The sequence below is a fragment of the Nonomuraea sp. NPDC049269 genome, from assembly GCF_043197155.1.
Classification (GTDB): Bacteria; Actinomycetota; Actinomycetes; order Streptosporangiales; family Streptosporangiaceae; genus Nonomuraea.
In genome coordinates, this window is sequence record NZ_JBICSO010000004.1 from 964,950 (window position 1) to 986,983 (window position 22,034).

The 22,034-nt window shown below is 69.6% G+C and carries 19 protein-coding genes and 1 tRNA gene; 1 reads left to right on the forward strand and 19 read right to left on the reverse strand.

Going from position 1 to position 22,034, the window contains the following annotated elements; all coding sequences use genetic code 11:
- Window positions 1-13: 13 nt before the first annotated feature.
- The 8 genes from ACGFNP_RS27385 to nadD all read right to left on the reverse strand — a co-directional run bounded on the left by ACGFNP_RS27385 (window position 14) and on the right by nadD (window position 7,916).
- Window positions 14-949 (reverse strand): GNAT family N-acetyltransferase, encoded by a 936-nt coding sequence (locus ACGFNP_RS27385; protein ID WP_393323586.1) that lies wholly within the window; start codon window positions 947-949, stop codon window positions 14-16.
- A gap of 117 nt (window positions 950-1,066) precedes the next feature.
- Complete coding sequence (locus ACGFNP_RS27390) at window positions 1,067-3,910, reverse strand: beta-galactosidase (protein WP_393323589.1); 2,844 nt, start codon at window positions 3,908-3,910, stop codon at window positions 1,067-1,069.
- 72 nt (window positions 3,911-3,982) lie between these two features.
- On the reverse strand, window positions 3,983-4,138 hold the full coding sequence (locus ACGFNP_RS27395) for a hypothetical protein (RefSeq protein WP_358331400.1): 156 nt from the start codon (window positions 4,136-4,138) through the stop codon (window positions 3,983-3,985).
- 737 nt (window positions 4,139-4,875) lie between these two features.
- Window positions 4,876-4,948: transfer RNA gene (locus ACGFNP_RS27400), tRNA-Ala, on the reverse strand.
- Between the two features lie 65 nt (window positions 4,949-5,013).
- The gene (locus ACGFNP_RS27405; protein WP_393323593.1) at window positions 5,014-5,997 is read right to left on the reverse strand and encodes a TetR/AcrR family transcriptional regulator C-terminal domain-containing protein; all 984 of its coding nucleotides are present in this window, start codon (window positions 5,995-5,997) and stop codon (window positions 5,014-5,016) included.
- 194 nt (window positions 5,998-6,191) lie between these two features.
- Window positions 6,192-6,815 (reverse strand): histidine phosphatase family protein, encoded by a 624-nt coding sequence (locus ACGFNP_RS27410; RefSeq protein WP_393323596.1) that lies wholly within the window; start codon window positions 6,813-6,815, stop codon window positions 6,192-6,194.
- Entirely contained in the window at window positions 6,812-7,207 is a 396-nt protein-coding gene (gene rsfS, locus ACGFNP_RS27415; RefSeq protein WP_358331409.1) for a ribosome silencing factor, read from the reverse strand. Before rsfS ends, ACGFNP_RS27410 begins: the two co-directional genes overlap by 4 nt.
- A gap of 91 nt (window positions 7,208-7,298) precedes the next feature.
- Window positions 7,299-7,916 carry a nicotinate-nucleotide adenylyltransferase gene (nadD, locus tag ACGFNP_RS27420; RefSeq protein ID WP_358331412.1) on the reverse strand — a complete coding sequence of 206 codons (618 nt, stop codon included), beginning with the start codon at window positions 7,914-7,916 and terminating at the stop codon, window positions 7,299-7,301.
- A gap of 108 nt (window positions 7,917-8,024) precedes the next feature.
- Here nadD and ACGFNP_RS27425 point away from each other — a divergent pair, with 108 nt between their 5' ends.
- Window positions 8,025-9,056: a M48 family metallopeptidase gene (locus tag ACGFNP_RS27425; protein ID WP_358331477.1), complete on the forward strand. Its 1,032-nt coding sequence runs from the start codon at window positions 8,025-8,027 to the stop codon at window positions 9,054-9,056.
- A gap of 65 nt (window positions 9,057-9,121) precedes the next feature.
- On the opposite strand, the gene ACGFNP_RS27430 is transcribed toward ACGFNP_RS27425, so the two are convergent.
- From ACGFNP_RS27430 to ACGFNP_RS27480, 11 genes are all read right to left on the reverse strand, one after another.
- On the reverse strand, window positions 9,122-10,894 hold the full coding sequence (locus tag ACGFNP_RS27430) for a protein kinase (protein WP_358331415.1): 1,773 nt from the start codon (window positions 10,892-10,894) through the stop codon (window positions 9,122-9,124).
- Between the two features lie 82 nt (window positions 10,895-10,976).
- The gene (locus ACGFNP_RS27435) at window positions 10,977-11,153 is read right to left on the reverse strand and encodes a hypothetical protein (RefSeq protein WP_358331418.1); all 177 of its coding nucleotides are present in this window, start codon (window positions 11,151-11,153) and stop codon (window positions 10,977-10,979) included.
- Window positions 11,154-11,219: 66 nt separating this feature from the next.
- On the reverse strand, window positions 11,220-12,500 hold the full coding sequence (locus tag ACGFNP_RS27440) for a glutamate-5-semialdehyde dehydrogenase (RefSeq protein ID WP_393323601.1): 1,281 nt from the start codon (window positions 12,498-12,500) through the stop codon (window positions 11,220-11,222).
- 40 nt (window positions 12,501-12,540) lie between these two features.
- On the reverse strand, window positions 12,541-13,659 hold the full coding sequence (gene proB / locus ACGFNP_RS27445; protein ID WP_358331424.1) for a glutamate 5-kinase: 1,119 nt from the start codon (window positions 13,657-13,659) through the stop codon (window positions 12,541-12,543).
- A gap of 75 nt (window positions 13,660-13,734) precedes the next feature.
- A complete protein-coding gene (gene obgE / locus ACGFNP_RS27450) occupies window positions 13,735-15,087 on the reverse strand; it encodes a GTPase ObgE (RefSeq protein WP_358331427.1) in 1,353 nt (450 codons plus the stop codon).
- A 165-nt stretch (window positions 15,088-15,252) separates the two neighbouring features.
- Window positions 15,253-15,510 carry a 50S ribosomal protein L27 gene (rpmA, locus tag ACGFNP_RS27455; RefSeq protein ID WP_219532025.1) on the reverse strand — a complete coding sequence of 86 codons (258 nt, stop codon included), beginning with the start codon at window positions 15,508-15,510 and terminating at the stop codon, window positions 15,253-15,255.
- A gap of 16 nt (window positions 15,511-15,526) precedes the next feature.
- Window positions 15,527-15,829: a 50S ribosomal protein L21 gene (gene rplU / locus ACGFNP_RS27460; protein WP_103963887.1), complete on the reverse strand. Its 303-nt coding sequence runs from the start codon at window positions 15,827-15,829 to the stop codon at window positions 15,527-15,529.
- Window positions 15,830-16,030: 201 nt separating this feature from the next.
- Window positions 16,031-18,847: an Rne/Rng family ribonuclease gene (locus ACGFNP_RS27465; protein ID WP_393323606.1), complete on the reverse strand. Its 2,817-nt coding sequence runs from the start codon at window positions 18,845-18,847 to the stop codon at window positions 16,031-16,033.
- 143 nt (window positions 18,848-18,990) lie between these two features.
- On the reverse strand, window positions 18,991-19,773 hold the full coding sequence (locus tag ACGFNP_RS27470) for a TIGR03936 family radical SAM-associated protein (protein ID WP_358331433.1): 783 nt from the start codon (window positions 19,771-19,773) through the stop codon (window positions 18,991-18,993).
- Window positions 19,774-19,922: 149 nt separating this feature from the next.
- Window positions 19,923-21,833 (reverse strand): TIGR03960 family B12-binding radical SAM protein, encoded by a 1,911-nt coding sequence (locus ACGFNP_RS27475; protein WP_358331436.1) that lies wholly within the window; start codon window positions 21,831-21,833, stop codon window positions 19,923-19,925.
- 20 nt (window positions 21,834-21,853) lie between these two features.
- A complete protein-coding gene (locus ACGFNP_RS27480; protein WP_219532021.1) occupies window positions 21,854-22,033 on the reverse strand; it encodes a hypothetical protein in 180 nt (59 codons plus the stop codon).
- Window position 22,034: the final 1 nt, after the last annotated feature.

The following is a 22,034-nucleotide window of genomic DNA, read 5'->3' on the forward strand; positions in this document are numbered from 1 at the left end:
TGGCCGCCGATGGTCACGCCGACCGCCTCATCACGTGGAAGCGCCTGGTGACCTGGTAACCGGCCCTGGTGTAGAGGTGGCCGGCCGGGCTGGTCTCGCCGGTCCACAGGAACCAGGAGCTGTGCAGGGCTTCGGCCCGCATCATGGTCATGGTCAGGTGGAGGAGGATCTTGCCGAGCCCGGTGCCCCGCTCCTCCGGATCAACCCCGAACGGCCCGAACCGCCCAGGAATCCCCCGGTAGGCCCCGTATAACGCGAACCCAACCATCCCCTTGTTCTTCGCGATGATCATGCGTTTGGTGTCGCGGTGCTGCCTGATCGCCTCGCCCCAGTCCGGGTTGAAGACACCGGCCGCGAAACGGATGAGCTCCGGCAATTCCCCCTCGTACGGGCTGCGGAACTCGTACCCCTCGCCCTCACGCTTGGCCAGCAGCGCGCGCACCTCGTCCGGCATCGCGTAACCGACCAGGGTGCGGTCCATCGCGACCGGCGAGTAGAGCGTCTCGAACCCCAGCCCGCTCAGCAGCCGGAACCCGTCGGGGTAGAGCTCGGCATCGGCTCCCGGCAGCACGTAGTTGGGCGTGTAGGAGGAGAAGTCGATCCTGATCCTGCCCTGGGCCTCAAGGAAGGCGATCGCCTCACTGAGCAACCGCCGCCCGAGCCCGGTCCTCCGCTGCTCGGGCGCGACGAAGAAGAACGGGATCCAGCCCGTCTCCGGCTCCAGGTCGGTGCCCGGGGCGAGCGGGGTGAGCCGGCGCACGGCGTACGCGCAGCCGGCCACCCGTCCGTCGATCACGGCGACCCGGAGCCCCTCGGGGTCGAAGTTCGGGTCGAGCAGCACGCAGTCGCGGAACCAGCCGGAGGTGGTCGGATCGCCTGGCATGCTCCGGTTCCAGGCGTCGATCAGGGAGGTCTCATCCCCCGAGGCGAACGCGCGAACTGTGACCATCGAGGGGGGTCCTTTCACCCTGGGCTCTCCTGTACCAGAGTTGCCAGTGATCACGGACCAGGTCAATATGCGTCAGGAAGAAATTTTCCCTGACACCATCCCGCTAAAAACTTTCTTTCACTTGCGGGCGCCACCTCGGACGTTGCCCGCCGTGACCAGGCTCACCGGGCCCAGGGCGGTGCCGGTGGCCGTCGTGACCGCGAGCGCGAGCGTGTTGTCGCCCAGGGGATCCAGTACGCCCTCGGGCAGGGAGAAGTCCCGCTGCGGGCCGAGATCGCCGGAGTACTGGCCGAGGTTCCAGCCGTTCAGGAACACCAGCACCCGTGCACCGACCGGAAGCTCGCCACCGAACCGCAGGGCGATGGGCGTGTCCTGGTCGCCGGGCAGGTTCAGCCCGAACGTGGTCCGATACCACCGCACACCAGGGGTCTGGGCGGACGGCGTGGACGTCTCCTGCCATGAGCCGTCCCGGTATCCGGGCAGGTGCCAGCCGGCCCGCTCGCCGTACAGGCCGCCGGTGTTGAGCGGACCGCGTGCGGGATCGACCAGTTCACGGCCGCCCCGGGCACCCTGGATCTTCCAGGAGATCGCTGCCGAAGACCCGCTGACGGCCGCGCCGAACAGGCCGCGCGGCTGCTTGAACCGGTTGTCGTCGGCGGTCCAGTCGTCGTTGTGGCCCATGTTCTGCACGAGGACCGCCAGGACGGCCTGCTCGCCCGACTTGAGGAGCCCTGCGGGGATGGCGAAGTTCCCGGGGCCGGGATCTGGGTTGCGGGTGTCAGAGTCCGCCTGGGTGCCCCCGGCGGCCGAGCCCAGGTAGTGACCGTTCAGCCAGGCCAGGTACGTCCCGCGCCGGCCGGTGATCGCGTTGAGCGCCACCTGGGTCTCCGTGCCGGTGGCGGTGAACCTGCCCCGGTACCAGACGTTCCCGTAGTCGAACCCGTACTCCTCGGCGAACAGGACGGGCTGGGTCTTCGGCGCGTACGGGATCGCGGTGGTGGTGTGGTCGGCCACGGTCCAGGTGGAGTCGTCGAAGCCGGGCACCGCCTCGGGCGCCTCCGCCATGGTCCGCCAGCGGGTCAGCGCGGGCAGGCGAACCGGTCGGGGGCCGGGCAGGGACCCCAGCAGGGAGCCACTGGGCGTGCTGGTGGCCGCCACCTTCTCGCCGTTGACGACGAGAGCGCGAGCGGTGCCGAACACCTCGACGTCACCGGCCCGCGCGCTGTCGGCGCGCAGGCTGACGGTGTCCCCGCGCACGTCCGCCGACCGCAGCAGCGAGGTGCCGCGCACGAGGACCGAGCCGGCCTGCCAGAACGTCGCCGCCCGCGCCTCGGTACCGAGCAGGAGCAGCAGCGGACGCCGGCCGCCACCGGTGATCAGCACCCGGGCCAGGCCGGTGTGCGTGTAGTTCAGGGTGAGATCGCCCGAGGCGTAGGCCGAGGTGATCGAACCGTCGAGGACCTTGACCACGGGAGCGGAAGAGTAACGCAGCACGGTCCGGCCCGCGGACCCGTCGCTCCCGTACAGCACGGCGAGGTCCCGGCCGCCCGTGGTCAGGTGGGTCATGATCTCGGAGGTGGAGTAGACGAGCCGCTGCCCGCCGAGGTCGTACCCGGCGACCAGGACCTTCGCCTCGCGCCCGCGCACCTGGACGGGCACGGAATAGCCGCCGTCGGGCGTGGTCCAGGCAAGCGTGGCCGCGTCGGTGGAGCCGGCGGCGCGGTTGGCGTGCCGCACGAGCACGAACTGGGTGCCGGTCCCGGGATTGGCGCGGGTCACCGTGGTCACCGCCGGGTTGTCGGAGGCAGGGCCGGTGACGGGGTCGGTCTGGGCGATCGGGGTGACGGCCCGCAGGAAGTAGCCCTGCCGCTTGAACTCGTCGTACTTGTCCGTCAGCTGCCGGGTCTCGGTGATCGCCGCGCCGTAGTCGTAGGAGGTGTAGGCGTCGTTGGGCTGGGCGAGCCAGCCCCAGTTGGTGCCGCCGTAGCCCATGTAGTAGCTGAACATCGTCGCGCCGCCGGTGATCAGGTTGTTCTTGTAGAAGAACCGCATGTAGGCGGGCCCGGTCAGCTCCCTGCATCCCGCGTACCCGGCGTTGAGCGTGTCGATGGCGCCGGCCTGGTACTCGGCGGCGAACACCGGGCTCCCCTGGCTCGCCCGCTCGGTGACGCCCTCACCCCACGGACCCCAGGTGGTGGCCGGGTTGGCGCAGTCGAAGGACTGCGGGTAGTCGTCCACGCCGGGAAGCTGGACGGCCCCCAGGCCCGAGGACCAGTCGGTGGTCCAGGACGCGTTGTCGCAGCACTGGTTGTGGCTGATCGGCACGTCGATCCCGTCCGCGCGGGCCTTCGACTGGATGTCCGCCATGTACTGCCGGTCGGTGTTGACGGCGTACTCGTTCTCCGCCTGGTAGACGATCACCGAGCCGCCGCGGGTGATCTGGTGCCGGGCGATGATCGGGTCGATGTGGCCGAGCCAGTCCCGGTACGCGGCGGTGTAGCCGGGATCGCTGGACCGGCCCCGGCCCTCGACCGTCTTCAGCCAGGCGGGGAAGCCGCCGCCCGTGGTCTCGGCGTTGATGTACGGTCCGGGGCGCGCGATGACGTACAGACCGGCCCGTTCGGCCTCCCGCAGCAGCCGGTCGACGTCACGTACGCCGGTGAAGTCGTACACGCCCGGCTTGGGCGAGTGGTAGGCCCAGTCGAAGTAGAGCGAGACCGCGTTGAACCCGCCGGCCTTGAACTTCTCCAGCACGTCCCGCCACAGAGCCGGGCTCGGCAGCCGGAAGTAATGGAACTCCGCCGCCTGGACCACCACCCGCCGCCCGTCGATCTTCAGCGAGTAGCGGTCGTAGGTGACCTCGTGCGCCCGGCTCCGGGCGGCGCTCGCGGGTGGCCCGCCCAGGGTGAGGACGGCCAGCAGGATCGCCAGGAACGCTGCGCTGAGACGACGGGTTCGCACCACGATCCCCCTGCCACCGACGGCCTTTAGTTTGTTTTATCACTAAACCAACTGCCGTCAACAACCCCTCCCTCACCCGGCGACACGGAACCAGAGGTTCGTCGACTGCGGCGCGCCGGCCAGGCTGAGGCGTTCGAGCTTGACGTTGGTCCCGCCCGGCCGGTCGAACAGCCGGACCCCGTCGCCGAGCAGGACGGGCGCGATGAACACGAGGACCTCGTCGAGCACCCCGGCCCCTTGGAGACCACACCGCCGGCCGGATTTTTGGCGGCCGCACCGTCGGCCGGACCTGCACCATCCGGACCTGCGGGGGCCGCGCCACCGGCCGGAGACACCGCGACGACCGGTGCCAGCGCACCCGAGCCGACCCCGGCACCCGATCCACTCCCCAACGCGCACACCAGGCCGGCTGTCATGGCAAGGACCAGCCCGGCCCTGGACAGCCGTCGCCCGACAGCAGCTCTCTTCTTGTGGTCCGACACGTGCACCCCAGGTCAAGACGGCGAAATCCGCAGTGATCATCCACTCGTGACGCATGCTACGGGCCGGACCTGGCGCTCCTAATGCGCGCACTGATATGACAGCAGCTCTTATGAAATGGGCGTGTCGCCACTGATAACGAGAAAAATCCCCGAAAACCAAAGCGCCCCATTAACCGAGCCCAGACCTCCGGCGAATTCGCCATCCAACGTCGAAATGACAAGCACGCTTAAATCAGCCCGAATGACCAACAGGGAAAAAGCGGGCGAAGCCCGCACCCAAAAAAAGAAAAAACGCCCGAGCGAAGCGAGGCCCTACAGGGGGTCGGGCCATTGGCCCGACTGGCAGAAAACAGCCCTCGCAAAGCGAGGCCCATTGGCCCGACGCTGGGGGTTCGGGGGTTATCCCCCGATGTAACTAAGGAGGATGCTCGGGGAGCATGCCCCCCGAAGGGGGACATGCGACCAAGCCACCCCCATCCGACGTGGAGCTATGGGGATTCGAACCCCAGACCCCCTCCATGCCATGGAGGTGCGCTACCAGCTGCGCTATAGCCCCTGGTCACCGCTACGAGTTCACTCGTTGCGGCGCTCCGAGAGCATATAGGCATCCTTGGGATTCGCCTAATCGTGGCGTCCGTGCGCCACCCCGGCCACCAGAACGGCCAGCCCGTCCAGCTGGCGCCGCAGCCCGAACTCGAAGAGCGAGTCCAGGTCGAGGTCGAGTCCGGGCTGCACGATGACCCTGGCCATCGTCGGGAAGCCGCCGGAGGACAGCACCTCGGCCAGTTGCCCCTCCCTGGCCCGCGCCCACTCGTCGTCACTCTCCGCCCGCTCCTGGACCTCGGCCTCCAGGCTCGCCGCGACCCCGCGGACGAACCCGGCCAGGGACACGCTGGCGTGCAGCATGGCGTTCGGGGTGAGACCGAGGCCGTCGATGGCCCGCAGCACCCATTCGGTGTGCGCCATTCCGTTGCGGACGAACTCGGGCCTGGTGAGCGGGATGGCCTGGGACAGCCAGGGGTGGCGGCGGTAGAGGCGCCATTGCAGCCGCAGCGACACCTCCAGCTGGGCGCGCCAGCCGGACGGCGGCTGCGCGGGCAGCGGTAGCTCGCCGTAGGCGGCGTCGGCCATCAGGTGGACGAGCTCGACCTTGTTGCGTACGTGCCGGTAAAGGGACATGGCCGAAGCGCCGAGCTCTATGGCGATGCGGCGCATGGTGACGGCGGCCAGCCCCTCGCTGTCGGCAATCTTGATGGCCGTGCGGAGGATGCGCTGCTTGGTCAGGTCCGGTACGGGCCGGCGGGCGAATTCCAGCGTCCCGCCACGGCCGCCGTCGGCCAGTCGATCAATCCGGGGCAATCCATCCGAATCTTGCAAGTGGTCGGCATGCTCGACCACGACCGTGCCGATCCCCGGCACCGGACGTACCAGCCCTTCGTCCCGGAGCGCGCCGATCACCTTGGTGGCCGTGGCCATCGCCACGCCCCAGTCCCGCATGATCTGCCGCGTGGACGGGATCCGGTCCCCCGCCACCAGCTCCTCAGCGGCGATCCGCCGCCGCAGCTCGCGGACGATCCGGAGGTAGGGCACCTCACCTCGATCCACCGCGCAATCTCCTCATCGCTCTAGTGCACCGAACGACATAACACCACATCGTCTCCGCCGCCCGCACTAGAGCGATAAATCCTGGTATTCCGCGAAAGATCAGCACCGCCCTATGGCACGCGTACGCCGTACACCCCACAGACCTAGGGCAGCCGAAACCCGCCACACGACGTTCGACGCGCGGCGAGGAGAGGCTAGGCGTCAGGCCGGTCGTCGCTGTTGACGGGCTCGGGCAGCGTGCCCGCGTTGTGCTCGAGCAGCCGCCACCCCTTACGCCCTTCCTGCAGCACCGACCAGGAACAGTTGCCGAGCCCGCCCAGCGCGGGCCAGAGCTCCTCGGGCAGCCCCAGCATCTCGCAGATGCCCAGCCGCAGCGCCGCGCCGTGCGAGGCCACCACCAGCAGACCGTCGTGGTCGAGCCGCTCCGCCCAGCGGCGCATGGCGACGGCCACCCGGCGGGCCACCTCGCCGACCGGCTCGCCGTCGGGTGCCTCCCAGGCCACGTACTCCTCCGGCCAGCGCGCGGCGATCTCGTCGCGGGTCAGGCCCTCCCACTGGCCGCCGCCACGCTCCCGGAAGTCCTTGTCGACGGAGACGTCGAGGCCGACGATCCGGCCGAGCGCGAGCGCGGTGTCGTTGGCCCGCTGGAGGTCGGAGGAGACGATGGCCGTGGGCCGCAGCGACGCCAGCAGTGACGCGGCCCGGGCCGCCTGGGCGACGCCGGTCTCGTCGAGCGGGATGTCGGAGTGGCCTTGAAAGCGGTGCTCGACGTTCCAGAGCGTTTGGCCGTGCCTGAGGCAGACGATCCTCTTGCTCAAGTGCGGGCCCGCTGGATGTTGGCCTGCGCCACGCTCTCCGGCAGAGGGATGGCCGGGCAGTCCTTCCAGAGGCGCTCGAGCGCGTAGAAGGTGCGGTCCTCCTCGTGCTGCACGTGCACGACGATGTCGAGGTAGTCGAGGAGCACCCAGCGGCCCTCTCGCTCGCCCTCGCGGCGTACCGGCTTGGCGTCGGCCTCGGCGCGCAGCTTGTCTTCTATCTCGTCCACGATGGCGCGGACCTGGCGATCGTTCGTGGCGGAGCAGAGCAGAAACGCGTCGGTGATGACGAGCTGCTCGCTCACGTCGTAGGCGAGGATGTCATCTGCCAGCTTGTCGGCCGCGGCCTCGGCGGCGATCTGGACCAGCTGAACGGCTCTTTCGGATGCGGTCACGATGCGGGTCGGTCCTCCTGTGTCGGCAACATGCCCCTATGTCGAGGGTACCCGTTAGCGCTCTGGAGCCCCACGTACGGCACGAGTACCTTCAGCCCTCCGCATGATAAAGGCCGCGCTTGTTGATGTACTGCACAATTCCATCCGGCACCAGGTACCAGATCGGCTCGCCCTTCTCCACTCGCTGCCTGCACTCCGACGAGGAGATGGCCAGGGCGGGGATCTCGAGCAGGGTCACCTTTCCCGGCGGCAGGCCCGGATCGTGCAGGGTGTGACCAGGCCGCGTACATCCCACGAAATGGGCGAGCTCGAACAGCTCCTCGGCGTCCTGCCAGGTGAGGATCGCCCCGAGGGCGTCGGCGCCGGTGATGAAGTAGAGCTGCGCCTGTGGTCCATATATTTCGGAAATATCACGCAAAGTGTCGATGGTAAAAGTGGGTCCGGGCCGGTCGACGTCCACCCGGCTCACCGAGAAGCGGGGGTTCGACGCGGTCGCGATCACGGTCATCAGATAGCGGTCCTCGGGCGCGGACACCTCGCGCTCCGACTTCTGGTAAGGCCGGCCCGTGGGCACGAAGACAACTTCGTCGAGATCGAAATGGTGAGCCACCTCGCTGGCGGCGACCAGGTGACCGTGGTGTATCGGGTCGAACGTCCCACCCATCACACCCACGCGTCGCAATCCCCGGACACTCGGCGCGTTCATCATGAAAGGACCCTACGCGGAAGCTATCCGACACCATCATGGGACCCCCCGCCGACCTACGCGGTGACGAAGGTAAAGATGAACGCGCATCGTCCCGGCTGCCGACGTAGCATGCCGGGCATGACGACCACCCCGGACCGAAACCGCGTCCAACTGCCCGGCATCTCGTCTCGTGCCTACGAACACCCCGCAGACCGGTCCGCGCTGGTCGCTCTGCGTAAGTTGAGTGGGTTCGACACGGTTCTTAAGCAGATGTCCGGCCTCATCAGTGAGCGCCGCCTGCGCCTGATGTACCTGGCGTCGGCCGTGCGCGTGAGCGAGACCCAGTTCCGCTCCCTCTACGACATGGGCCGCGATGCCGCCTACGTCCTCGACCTGCACCGGATCCCCGAGATCTACGTTCAGCAGGACCCGCAGGTCCAGGCCAAGGCCATCGGCTTCGACGACCCGTTCATCGTCGTGACCACCGGCCTGCTCAACCTCATGAACGAGGAGGAGCAGCGCTTCGTCATCGGGCACGAGACCTCGCACATCCTGTCGGGTCACGCCGTCTATCGGACGATGCTCGACATCCTCACCCGCCTGGCCACCCGCGTCGCCTGGATCCCGCTCGGCTACATCGGCCTGCGCGCGATCGTCGCTGGCCTGGAGGAGTGGTACCGCAAGTCGGAGCTCTCCTCCGACCGCGGCGGCCTGCTCACCGGCCAGGACCCCGACGCGGCCAAGCGCGCGCTGATGAAGCTGGCCGGCGGCGCCTACACCCACGAGATGAACATCGAGGCGTTCCTGGAGCAGTACCAGGAATACGACACCGCGGGCGACCTTCGCGACGGCTTCCTCAAGGTGCTCAACCTGCTCGGCACCACCCACCCGTTCGCCGTGGTGCGCGTGGCCGAGCTCGACAAGTGGCACCGCGGCGGCGAGTACGAGCGCATCCTCGGCGGCGACTACCCGCGCAGGGAGGACGACCCGAACGCCCGCGTCACCGACGAGATCAAGGCCGCGGCCGAGTCCTACCGCGCGTCGTGGTCCCAGTCGCAGGATCCGTTCATCGGCGTGCTGCGCGACGTGGCAGAGGGCGCGGTCAACGCGGGCGAGCGCATCTTCAACCGCTTCTCCCGCCGCGACGGCGGCCAAGGCTAGCTCAGCAGCCACAACAGCGTTCAGCAGTCAGAGAAGCATTCAGTGGTCAAAGCAGCGTTCAGCAGTTAAAGAAGCAACGCGATAGCGCGCACAGCCGCCGCGCACAGGGCGACGAACCCGCCCAGCACGGCCAGTGCGCGCAACCCTTCCCTGCGCAGGTCCGGCAGACGAGCGCCGACCCGCTCGATCTCGCGTCCGGTGATGCCGCCGCACAGCATCCCGAACACGACACCCGCGGCGGTGACCGGCGCGGGCTGCTGCCACCAGTCGGAGTCGATCTGACCGCCACCGATCAGCCAGAGCGCGCCACCCGCCGCCATCGCGACGGGCACGCCCGGCCACGCCACGGCGGTCGCGGTCGCCCCGGCGAACGCGAACGGGAAGAGCACCACGCGCAGGGTCACCCTGACCCGGCGTGACACGCGCTTCCTGACCATCCAGTGGCTCATCCAGAGCGTCCTGGTCAGCAACACGAACACGGCGGTGATCCCGATCGTCGCGATCGGCCAGATCACCGACGCCACCACACACGGCACGGCCAGCACGGCGAGCAACAGCAGCGCCGCGTTGCCCGCGGGCAACGCGGTGGCGCCCGACTCCGACCTGAGCCCGGTGTCGCGGGTGCCCGCCGTCCGGGGCTTCCCGGTCACGGCCCTCGCGCGGCTCCGTACGGGCGTGGCCTTCACGCCCTCGCCCGTACGGCTCCGCAGCACCGCGCTCTTTCCGTCCGTGGCCATCCGGCCCCGGGGAGCGGGCACCTTTCCGTCCGTGTTCGTACGGCCTCGAGGCGCCGGGACCTTCCCGTCCGCGTTCGACCGCGTACGCGGCGCGGGAACCTTCCCGTCGTCAGCGGCCGTACGAGTGCGTGGCTTGGCCTCCTCACCGGTCCTGCTACGCGGCTTGGCCTCTTCACCGGTGCGGCTACGCGGCTTGACGTCCTCCGCCGTACGAGTGCGCGGCTTGGCCTCCTCCCCGGTCCGGCCGCGTACCGCGGCGCCCTCCTCGGCCGGCGACACCGCACGGGCAGGATCGGGCTCGGGCGGGCTGGTCACCTTGGCCAGCCGTGACAGGCGGTCGGCGAGCAGCGCGGCCGTGGGGCGCTTGCCCGGCTCGCGGTTCAGCGCGGCCCGCACCAGCGACAGCAGCGCCACCGGCACGCCCTTGAGGTCGGCCTGCCCGTTGAGCACCGCGTACATCTGCGCCTCGGCCGTCCCCCGCCCGAACGTCGGCCGCCCGGTCGCCGCGAACGACACCGTCGCCGCCCACGCGTGGATGTCGGCGGGCGAGTCGACCTGCTCGTCGGCGAAGATCTCGGGCGCCGTGTAGCCGGGCGTGCCGAGGAAGGTGCCGGTCATGGTGAGCCGGGTGGCGTCGTGCACCTGCGCGATGCCGAAGTCGATGAGGACCGGGCCCTCGGCGCCCATGAGGATGTTGGCGGGCTTGAGGTCGCGGTGCACCACCCCGGCCGCGTGGATGATCGCGAGCGCGGTGGCGATGCCCTGCGCCAGCTCGACCAGCTGCGCCATGTTGAGCGGGCCGCTGTGGCGTACCCGATCGAGCAGCGTGGAGCCCTCGATGTGCTCCATGACGAGGTATGGCCGGTCGCACGACAGGTCGGCGTCGAGCACCTTGGCCACGTACGGGCTCTCAACCCGGCGCAGGGCCCGGACCTCGCGTTCGAGCCTGACCCGCATGGAGTGGTCTTCGGCCAGCTCGTGCAGGACCTTGAGGGCGACCCGCTCGCCACGGCGGGAGCTGGCGAGGTAAACCTCGCCCATTCCACCCCGGCCGAGCCTCTCAAGCAGGGTGTACGGCCCGACCTTGCCGAGCTTGGTCACCGTCCCTCCCCGCCCGGCGCGCCCATAAGGGACACAACCCTAGCGCTGGGAACGCTGAAAGCGCTTGCGGCGCGCCGAAGCTTTATTGGCGGGGTTGCTCGGACAGCATGCTGTCGAGCTCGGTCGTGGGTTCCGTCGACAGGTCCTTGCGGCCCTTCCTTCGCCAGTGGATGTGGCCGCGGCTCTCCAGCCAGAGCAGCAGCCGGTCCGCGCCGAACAGCACCGCGGCCGAGCAGGCCAGGGCGATGACCATCTCCATGAGGTCCAGTCAACCGAGCTCCTCCGCTGACCGGTCACACCGACACGCCGCCGCTGCCCAATCCCGTCAGGCCCCTGACCTGGGAATGACCGTACCGGCTGACGTGCGTAGATGCCCTTCGCCGGTATAGACCCATTTGGTGGACGTCAACTCGGGCAGGCCCATCGGGCCGCGCGCGTGCAGTTTCTGGGTGGAGATCCCGATCTCCGCACCGAACCCGAACTCGGCGCCGTCGGTGAACCGGGTGGAGGCGTTGACCGCGACGGCCGCCGAGTCGACCAGCGACACGAACCTGCGCGCCGCCTGCTGCGACCGGGTGACGATGGCATCGGTATGACCCGAGCCGTAGCGCCGGATGTGGGCGACGGCCTCCTCCAGCGAGCCGACGACGGCGGCGGCGATGTCGAGCGAGAGGTATTCGGCGAGGAAGTCGTCCTCGGTGGCCGGCTCGACCTCGCCGTAGGCGGCGATCCGGTCGTCGCCGTGCACGGTCACGCCCGCGTCCTTGAGCGCCTGCAGCGCCCTGGGCACGAACGCGTCGGCGACCCCGGCGTGGACCAGGAACGTCTCGGCCGCGTTGCACACCGACGGCCGCTGCGCCTTGGCGTTGATCAGAATGTCGACGGCCAGGTCCAGGTCGGCGTCGGCGTCGATGTACACGTGGCAGTTGCCGACGCCGGTCTCGATCACCGGGACCGTCGACTCCTCGACCACCGAGTTGATCAGCGACGCGCCACCGCGCGGGATCAGCACGTCGACCAGGCCGCGGGCTCGCATCAGCTCCTTGACGGAGTCGCGCGTGAGACCGGGCACGAGCTGCACCGCCCCGGAGGGCACCTCGGTGCCCTCCAGCGCCTCCTGCATGACCCGCACCAGCACGGTGTTGGAGGAATAGGCGCTGGACGAGCCCCTGAGCAGGGCCGCGTTGCCGCTCTTGAGGCAGAGCGCGGCGGCGTCGACGGTGACGTTGGGGCGGCCCTCGTAGATGATGCCGATCACGCCCAGCGGCACCCGGAGCTGGCGCAGCTCCAGGCCGTTGGGCAGCGTGCTGCCGCGGATCACCTCGCCGACGGGGTCGGGCAGGTCGGCCACCTGGTGGACGGCCTCGGCGATGGCCTGGATCCGGCGCCCGTCGAGGCGCAGCCGGTCGATCATGGCCTCGGGCGTGCCCTGCTCCCGCACCTGCGCCACGTCCTTGGCATTGGCCTCGACGATCTCGGCGGTGTGGGCGACGAGCGCGTCGGCGATGGCGCGCAACGCCCGGTCCTTGGGCGCCCGCGGCAGCGGGGCCAGCTCGGCGGCGGCCTCTCGCGCCGCGCGGGCGACCTTCAGGAACTCCTCGGACATCACACGCTCCTCTGCGGGGGACTCTCAGCGCCCCGGCTGCTTAGTTGTGGGCTTCCAGTATGACGATGTCGTCGCGGTGGATCAGCTCGCGTTCGTATTCCGGACCGAGCTCGTTGCCCAGCTCCCGGGTCGAGCGGCCGAGCAGCCCGGGAATCTCCACCGCGTCGAAGTTGACGAGCCCCCGCGCCACCACCGCGCCGCGCGGCCCGCACAGGTCCACCGGGTCTCCGGCCGCGAAGTCGCCCTCCACCGAGGTGACCCCGGCGGGCAGCAACGACTTGCGCCTGGCGACGATGGCCTCCACCGCGCCAGCGTCGAGCAGCAGCCGCCCGCGTCCCGTGGTCGCGTGGGCGAGCCAGAGCAGCCGGGTGCCGGGGTGCCGGCCGCCCGGGTGGAAATAGGTCCCGACATCGGCCCCGGCCAGCGCCTGGGCGGCGTGCGCGGCGGCGGTCAGCACGACGGGCACCCCGGCGCCGGTGGCGATCCTGGCGGCCTGCACCTTGGTGACCATGCCGCCGGTGCCGACGGCCGCGCCGTTCTTGCCCAGCTCGACGCCGACCAGGTCCTGTGGGCCGCGGATCTCGGCCAGCCGCCGCGACCCGCTGCGGCTCGGCGGGCCGTCGTAGAGGGCGTCGACGTCGGAGAGCAGGACCAGCGCGTCGGCGTGGATGAGGTGGGCGACCAGGGCCGCCAGGCGGTCGTTGTCGCCGAAGCGGATCTCGTCGGTGGCGACGGTGTCGTTCTCGTTGACGATCGGCACGATGCCGAGCTCCAGCAGCCGGTTGAGGGTGCGCTGGGCGTTCGCGTGGTGGGCGCGGCGCATCATGTCGTCGGCGGTCAGCAGCACCTGTCCGACGCGCAGGCTGTAGCGGGCGAAGGAGGAGGTGTAGCGGGCGACCAGCACGCCCTGGCCGACGGACGCGGCGGCCTGCTGGGTGGCCAGGTCGCGGGGGCGCGCGGGCAGCCCCAGCGGGCCCAGGCCCGCCGCGATCGCCCCCGAGGAGACCAGGACCAGTTGCGTCCCGGCGCGGCGACGGGCGGCCAGCACGTCGACCAGGGCGTCGACCCGGTCGACGTCGATCGTCCCCTGGGGGGTGGTGAGCGACGACGAACCGACCTTGACGACGACCTTTGACGCTGAGCTGATCTGTTCCCGCACGCTACGAAGCCTATCTGAGCCCGGCCACCCGTCTCCGCCCGGTTTCCCGCCCACCGCCCGGGTCTGAGAGCTTCTCTAGCCGAACCTGTTGTCGCTGCCGCGCGGTCCCTGTCGTACGGACTCGGCGTTGAGCGTGGGCTGCCAGTCGAAGACGTACCCGCCCTCCATCGACCCGATGACGACCTCGGCGCCCGCCGTGGCCCCGGCCTTGACCAGCTGCTCCTCGACACCGAGCCGCTCCAGCCGGTCGGCCAGGTAGCCGACGGCCTCGTCGTTGGTGAAGTCGGTCTGCCTGATCCAGCGCTCGGGCTTCTCGCCGGTGATCTGGAAGAGGTTGTCGTTGACCCGGCGGACCTTGAACCCGGCCTCGCCGAGCTGCTTGGGCCTGAGCACCAGGCGCGTGGGCTCCTCGACGGGCTTGGCGGCCCTGGCGGCGGCCACCCATTCGCCCATCGCGAACGTCAGCTCCCGCAGCCCGTCGTGGGTGGCGGCCGAGACGGTGAACACCTTCAGCCCCCGCTCCTCGAACTCGCCCCTGACCAGATCGGCCAGCTCACGGGCGTCGGGCACGTCGGCCTTGTTCAGGACGACCATGCGGGGGCGGTCCTCGAGCTTGCCGTACGCTTCGAGCTCGGCCTCGATCACCTGGTAGTCGGTGATCGGGTCGCGTCCCGGCTCCATGGTGGCGCAGTCGATGACATGAACGAGCATGTCGCACCGCTCGACGTGGCGCAGGAACTCGTGCCCGAGCCCCTTGCCCTGCGACGCCCCCGGAATCAGCCCCGGCACGTCGGCCACGGTGAACACGGTCTCGCCCGCGGTCACCACGCCCAGGTTCGGGATCAGGGTGGTGAACGGGTAGTCGGCGATCTTCGGCCGGGCCGCGGACAGGGCCGCGATCAGCGACGACTTCCCCGCGCTGGGGAACCCGACGAGCGCCACGTCGGCGACGCTCTTGAGCTCCAGCATGACGTCGAGCGCGTCCCCCGGCTCCCCGAGCAACGCGAACCCGGGCGCCTTGCGCTTCGTGGAGGCCAGCGCCGCGTTACCGAGCCCGCCGTAGCCGCCTTCGGCGATGACGTACCGGGTCCCGACGCCCACCAGGTCGACGATCACCTCACCGCTGTCGGCGTCCTTGACGACCGTCCCATTGGGCACGGGAATGATCACATCCCCGCCGTTGGCCCCGTCCCGGTTGGACCCCTGGCCCTGCTTGCCGTTGTCGGCCTTGCGATGTGGCCTGTGGTGGTATTCGAGCAGCGTGGAGGTGTTGGGATCCACCTCAAGGATCACCGCGCCGCCGCGCCCGCCGTTACCGCCGTCGGGCCCGCCCAGCGGCTTGAACTTCTCCCGGTGGACGGACGCACACCCGTTGCCCCCGTCACCGGCCTTGATGTGCAGCACCACTTGGTCCACAAAGTCAGCCATCCCGGCCCCTCCTCCTAGGCCGATCAAGGCCCATCACATAACCCAGTCCACGGACCGGGGCCAAGAACGCGTATGTCACGGCGCGCGAGAGCCGTACACCGTGAAAACGCACTCAGGGACGGATCGAGAACCCGATCCGCCCCTGAGCAGGAAACTCTAGAAAATCTACTCCGCCACCGGAACGATGCTCACGGCGCGGCGTCCGCGCTTGAGACCGAACTGCACGTGGCCGGCGGACAGCGCGAACAACGTGTCGTCGCCACCGCGCCCGACGTTGTCACCGGGGTGGAAGTGCGTGCCACGCTGCCGGACGATGATCTCGCCCGCGTTGACCAGCTGGCCGCCGAAGCGCTTGACGCCCAGGCGCTGCGCGTTGGAGTCACGGCCGTTCCGGGTGGACGACGCGCCCTTCTTGTGTGCCATCTCTGCTAACTCCCGCTCAGGCCTGGTCGATACCGGTGATCTTCACCTGGGTGTACCGCTGGCGGTGACCCTGGCGCTTCTTGTAACCGGTCTTGTTCTTGTACTTGAGGATGCGGATCTTCGGGCCCTTGGTCTCACCGAGAATCTCGGCGCTCACCATGAACTTGCCCGCCTCCGTGGTCACATCGCCGTCGTTGACGACGAGCACCGTGGGCAGCGAAACCGAAGAGCCGACCTCGCCGGCGACCTTGTCCACCTCGAGGACGTCACCGACGGAGACCTTCTGCTGCCTGCCGCCGCAACGAACGATCGCGTACACCGCGGAACCCTTCTACTGACTTCTGAATGCTGCGCCCGGCATTCGGTGCTGTCTGGAACCGACGAACCGAGTAGGCGCGCGAACAGGGCACGCCGCTGGACGCACCGATTCTCAAGAGTACCGGATTAACGGTGCCCTGGTCGAACCGGACGGATCGTCGGGGTAGTCCACCGAGGAGCGCTCCCTTGCGGGAGCGCCTGGCTACTCGGCTGACTTGGCTCGGCGGGAGCGTCGCCGCCCCCTGCCGGAAGTCTGACCCGCCTGGTCGTCCTCAGCCGGGACGTCTTCAAGCGCATCGGTCACGGTATCACGGCTGCCGGAGTCCTTGGCCGCGGAGACCTTGTCCGAGACCGCCTTCTCGATGGCCATCTTGCCCTGGGTGCCGCGCGGCTCCGGCTTGGCCTCGACCGGCTCCGTGGAGACGATCAGACCCCGCCCGTTGCAGCAGTCACACGGCGTGGAGAAGGCCTCCAGGAGCCCCTGACCGACCCGCTTACGCGTCATCTGGACCAGGCCCAGCGAGGTCACCTCCGCCACCTGGTGCTTGGTCCTGTCGCGCGCCAGGCACTCCAGCAGCCGCCGCAGCACGAGGTCACGGTTGGACTCCAGCACCATGTCGATGAAGTCGATCACGATGATGCCGCCGATGTCGCGGAGCCTGAGCTGGCGGACGATCTCCTCCGCCGCCTCCAGGTTGTTGCGCGTGACGGTCTCTTCGAGGTTGCCGCCCTGCCCGGTGAACTTGCCGGTGTTGACGTCGACGACGCTCATCGCCTCGGTGCGGTCGATCACCAGCGAGCCGCCGCTGGGCAGCCAGACCTTCCGGTCCATCGCCTTGCTGAGCTGCTCGTCGATCCGGTACGACTCGAACACGTCGCCCTGCTCGGTGTCCCACTTGGCCAGGCGCTCGCCGAGGTGCGGCGCGACGTACTTGACGTACTCGTCGACCGTCTCCCACGCCTCCTCACCCTGCACGACCAGCGAGGTGAAGTCCTCGTTGAAGACGTCGCGGACCACCCGGACGGTCAGGTCCGGCTCCGCCGAGAGCAGCTCGGGCGGGCTGGCCGACTTGGCCTTCTTCTGGATGTTCTCCCACTGCGCCGACAGGCGGGCCACGTCGCGGGCCAGCTCGTCCTCCGAAGCGCCCTCCGCGGCCGTGCGGACGATGACGCCGGCGTTCTCGGGCATGACCTTCTTCAGGATGCTCTTGAGCCGGGTGCGCTCCTTGTCGGGCAGCTTGCGGCTGATGCCGGTCATCGAGCCGTCGGGCACGTACACCAGGTAGCGGCCCGGCAGGCTGATCTGCGACGTCAGGCGGGCGCCCTTGTGGCCGATCGGGTCCTTGGTGACCTGCACCAGCACCGACTGGCCGGACTTTAGGGCCGCCTCGATGCGCTTGGGCTGGCCTTCCAGTCCCGCAGTGTCGAAGTTGACCTCGCCGGCGTACAGGACGGCGTTGCGGCCCTTGCCGATGTCGACGAAGGCGGCCTCCATCGACGGCAGCACGTTCTGCACCTTGCCGAGGTAGACGTTGCCGACGTAGGACTGGCTGGCCTCGCGGTTGACGTAGTGCTCGACGAGCACGCCGTCCTCCAGCACCGCGATCTGTGTGCGGTCGCCCTGGCGGCGCACCACCATCATCCGGTCGACCGACTCACGCCTGGCCAGGAACTCCGACTCGGTGATGATCGGCGGACGCCGGCGGCCGAGCTCGCGGCCCTCACGACGGCGCTGCTTCTTGGCCTCGAGCCTGGTGGAGCCGCGCACGCTCTGCACACCGTCGGCGGAGACATCGTGCGCGGCGGCACGGCCCGTGCGCGGCGCGCGGATGCGCACCACGGTGTTGGGCGGGTCGTCGACCGCGGGCTCGGAGCCGTCGTCGGCACCGCGACGCCTGCGGCGGCGCCGCCGGCGGGAGCTGGACGCCTCTTCTTCCTGAGGCTCGTCGCCCTGCTCGTCGTCGGACTCGTCGGACTCGTCGTCGGAGTCGTCACGCTCGCGCGCCTTGCCACGGCCCCTTCCGCCACGGCGGCGACGGCGGCGGCGGCTGCCGCCCTCCTCCTCCTGCTCGTCGTCGGCGGCGTCGGCCTCCTCGTCCGTGACCGCCTCCGCGGCCTCCTCGGGCTCGGGGGCCGGCGGCTCGGGCTGCGGCTGCGGCTCGGGACGCCGGGTCGCGGCGGGCTTGGCCTGGGTCGGGTCCGGGGCCTGGAACAGCGGCGCGAAGATGGCGGCCGGGCGCTGGAACGCGGTGCCCTGCTGGCGCTGCGTCCGCGCGGACAGGCCGAACGGGTCGGCCAGCAGGTTCGGCCGGTCGTCCTCGTCGAGGTCCTCGCCGGCGGGCTCGTCGTCCAGCGGCTCGTCCTCGGGCAGGAGCTCGACGACGTCCTCATCGGCGTCGGCGGTGCCGGACCGCTCGGCGGCCACCTCACCGACGCCCGCCGCGACCTCGGCGGACCGTCCGGGCTCCGCCTCGACGCTCTGAGCGGCCTCCTCAGGCTCTGTCTTCTTACGGGTGCGGCGACGCTTGGCGGGAGCGGCCTCAACGGCCTGCTCGCCCCCCTCAGCCGCTTCTGGAGTACTCACGACAGCATCGCCGCCGGCGGTTACGCTCTCAGGGACCCCACCGCTGGTGTCCTGCGCGACCTCCGCGACCTCGCCGTCGGCCTCTGCGGCCTTCTTGCTGGTACGGCGGCGCGTCGTCGTCGCCGTCGACCGAGTCCTCGTGGCCCTCTTGGGCTTCTCCTCGGTAGCGGTATCGGTATCTTGTGCCACAGCGCCATCGGTGGCCTGCGCCACGACGTCATTCGCGGCCTGGGCCACGGCGGTCTCGACCGAGCTCGCGGGCTCGGCCGTATCGGCCGGGACCGTGGCTGTCATCGTGGGCGACGACTCGTCGGGCAGCTCGGGCGGCGGTCCCGCCGGCCGGCTCGCGGAACGGCGACGCTTGGTCACCGCGGGCTGTTCAGTTGTCTCCCCGCCGGGGCCGTTGGCCCCGCCCTGGGGCTCGTTCTCGAGCATGCGGGCGCTCTCCCGTCAGCTCCCGGGCGCGTCGCCGCGCCGCGCAGGAGCTCTCGTGTCTCGTTGTCCGCCCGCGCCCCTCGGAAGGGGCGCAGGCGCCAAGTCCTGTCAGCGGTCGTACCCCGCTCACGCAAGGCACGTCCTTAACCGTCGACGTACTCACTCGCCGGATGCTCACCCGCCGAACCCGCCTCGCCGCCGCGCGTAATGTCGCGGTCCAGGTCGAGCGGGTCGGCAAGCGCACCGGTGCTGGCGTCAAGCGGCCCCTGCGCCAGCCTGGTCACCTCGGGGGGAACCGGCGGCGCGAAGTCGGCCACAAGGCGTAGCCCTGTGAGCACATCGTCGGGTCGTACGGCAGGAATCACGTGCCGAACAACCATGCGCAGTATGACACACGACTGTCCGGGCACCTGAGCTGCGGTTCTGTCTGTCCCCTCGGGCACCTCGAGCCTCAACACCGCCTCCCGGGCGTCGAAGCGTCGGGGCCCCTTCTTGGTCAGGCGTTCGACCTCCACGGCCTCGGCGGCGAGGAATTTCGCCACCGCCGTCTCCGCGAGCTCCCAGTCGGCGCCGGGCAACCGCACATCCCACTCAGATGCCTCCAAGCGGTCGGCCAGCCCACCAACGGTGGCCTCTACGACGTCGAGCACGTCGAGACCGGGCGGCAGCGAGCCGTCCAGGTCATCACGTATCCGTCCAGGTTCGCACGGTTTCGTGACGCCGATCTCGAGGTATTCGGCTTCGCTGGCGACGCCGGTCGGCACCGCACCCGCGTAGGAGATCTTCGGATGGGGTGAGAAGCCCGCACTGAAAGCCACCGGAATGCCGGCACGGCGGACCGCCCTCTCGACGGCCCGTGAGATGTCGCGGCTGCTGGTGAAGCGCAGACGTCCGCGCTTGGCGTAGCGCACACGCAGGCGCTGCACCGTAGGCGCGGGCGGAGGCCCTTCGGGAACAGGTTTCAGAGCTGGTCGTCCTTCCCGTGTAAGAGTTCCTTCGTCTCAGGATATGCCGCTCCGGAGCCGCACCGTCCCGGATCATGTACGGCGAGGCATGGACCGCGCACTCAGCGCGGCTAGACCACCGTGAGAGGAAGGAGTTTCTTACCTGTCGGGCCGATCTGAATGTCCGTGCCCATGGTCGGGCAGACGCCGCAGTCGTAGCACGGAGTCCAGCGGCAGTCCTCGACCTCGGTCCCGGACACGGCCTCCTGCCAGTCCTGCCAGAGCCATTCGCGGTCGAGCCCGGCGTCGAGGTGGTCCCATGGCAGGACCTCGTTCTCCTCGCGCTCCCGCACGGTGTACCAGTCGACGTCGATGCCGGCCTTCTCGGCCGCGGCCATCCAGCGCTGGTAGGAGAAGTGCTCGCTCCAGCCGTCGAAGCGCCCGCCGTCCTCCCAGACGGCCCGGATCACCGCGCCGACCCGGCGGTCGCCGCGCGACAGCAGGCCCTCCACGATCGACGGCTTGCCGTCGTGGTAGCGGAAGCCGATGGCCCTGCCGTAATTCTTGTCGCCGCGCAGCGAGTCACGCAGCGCCTTGAGCCGCCGGTCGACGGTCTCGTGGTCGGCCTGGCTCGCCCACTGGAACGGCGTGTGCGGCTTGGGCACGAATCCGCCGATGGAGACGGTGCACCGGATGTCGCGCGACCCGGTGATCTCGCGGCCCGCCTTGATGACCTTCTTGGCCAGGTCGGCGATGCCGAGCACGTCCTCGTCGGTCTCGGTCGGCAGCCCGCACATGAAGTAGAGCTTGACCTGCCGCCAGCCCTGCGAGTAGGCGGTGGTGACGGTGCGGATCAGGTCTTCCTCGGTGACCATCTTGTTGATCACCCTGCGCATGCGCTCGGACCCGCCCTCCGGGGCGAAGGTCAGACCGGAGCGCCGGCCGTTCCTGGAGAACTCGTTGGCCAGGTCGATGTTGAACGCGTCGACCCGGGTCGAGGGCAGGGACAGCGAGGTGTTGGTGCCCTCGTAGCGGTCGGCCAGGCCCTTGGCCACCTCGCCGATCTCGGAGTGGTCGGCGGACGACAGCGACAGCAGGCCGACCTCGTTGAAGCCGGACTCCTTGATGCCGTTCTCGACCATGGCGCCGATCGTGGTGATCGACCGCTCGCGGACCGGGCGGGTGATCATGCCCGCCTGGCAGAAGCGGCAGCCGCGCGTGCAGCCGCGGAAGATCTCCACACTGAACCGCTCGTGCACGGTCTCGGCCAGCGGGACCAGCGGCTTCTTCGGGTATGGCCACTCGTCGAGGTCCATGACCGTGTGCTTGTGCACCCGCCACGGGACGTCGGACCTGTTGGGCGCGACCCGCTTGATGCGGCCGTCGGGGTGGTAGTCGACGTCGTAGAACTTCGGCACGTAGACGCCGCCGGACTCGGCCAGCCGCATGAGCAGCTCGTCGCGCCCGCCGGGGCTGCCCTCGGCCTTCCACTCGCGGATGACCTCGGAGATGGCGATCGCGATCTGCTCGCCGTCGCCGAGCACGGCCGCGTCGAGGAAGTCGGCGATCGGCTCGGGGTTGAAGGCCGCGTGGCCGCCCGCCAGCACGATCGGATCGTCGTCGCCCCGATCGACGGCCAGCAGCGGGATGCCCGCCAGGTCGAGCGCGTTGAGCATGTTGGTGTAGCCGAGCTCCGTGGAGAACGACAGGCCGAGCACGTCGAAGGCGCGCACCGGCCGATGGGCGTCCACGGTGAACTGCGGTATGCCCTCGGCGCGCATCAGCGCCTCGAGGTCGGGCCAGACGGCATAGGTCCGCTCGGCCAGCGTGGCGGGCAACTCGTTGAGGATCTCGTAGAGGATCGCGACGCCCTGGTTGGGCAGACCGACCTCGTACGCGTCCGGATACATGAGCGCCCACCGCACATCGGCGGAATCCCAGTCCTTCACGGTCGAGTTAAGCTCACCCCCGACATACTGGATGGGCTTCTGCACCTTGGGCAGCAGCGCTTCCAGGCGGGGGAAAATCGACTCGACAGTCATAGCACCCAGGGTAGCGGCGCTCAGACCGTGGCAGGTCCCGGGATGTCGATGTCGTTCCCGCTGAGGACGATGATCTTGTGTCCCTCGTAGCAGGTCAGCTCGACGGCGATGACGCCGCTGGCGAGGTTGTGTACGGCTGTGACATGGCTGGCGGGCAGGAGGAAGCGCTCCTCGCACTCGTCGCAGTAGGCCAGAAACATA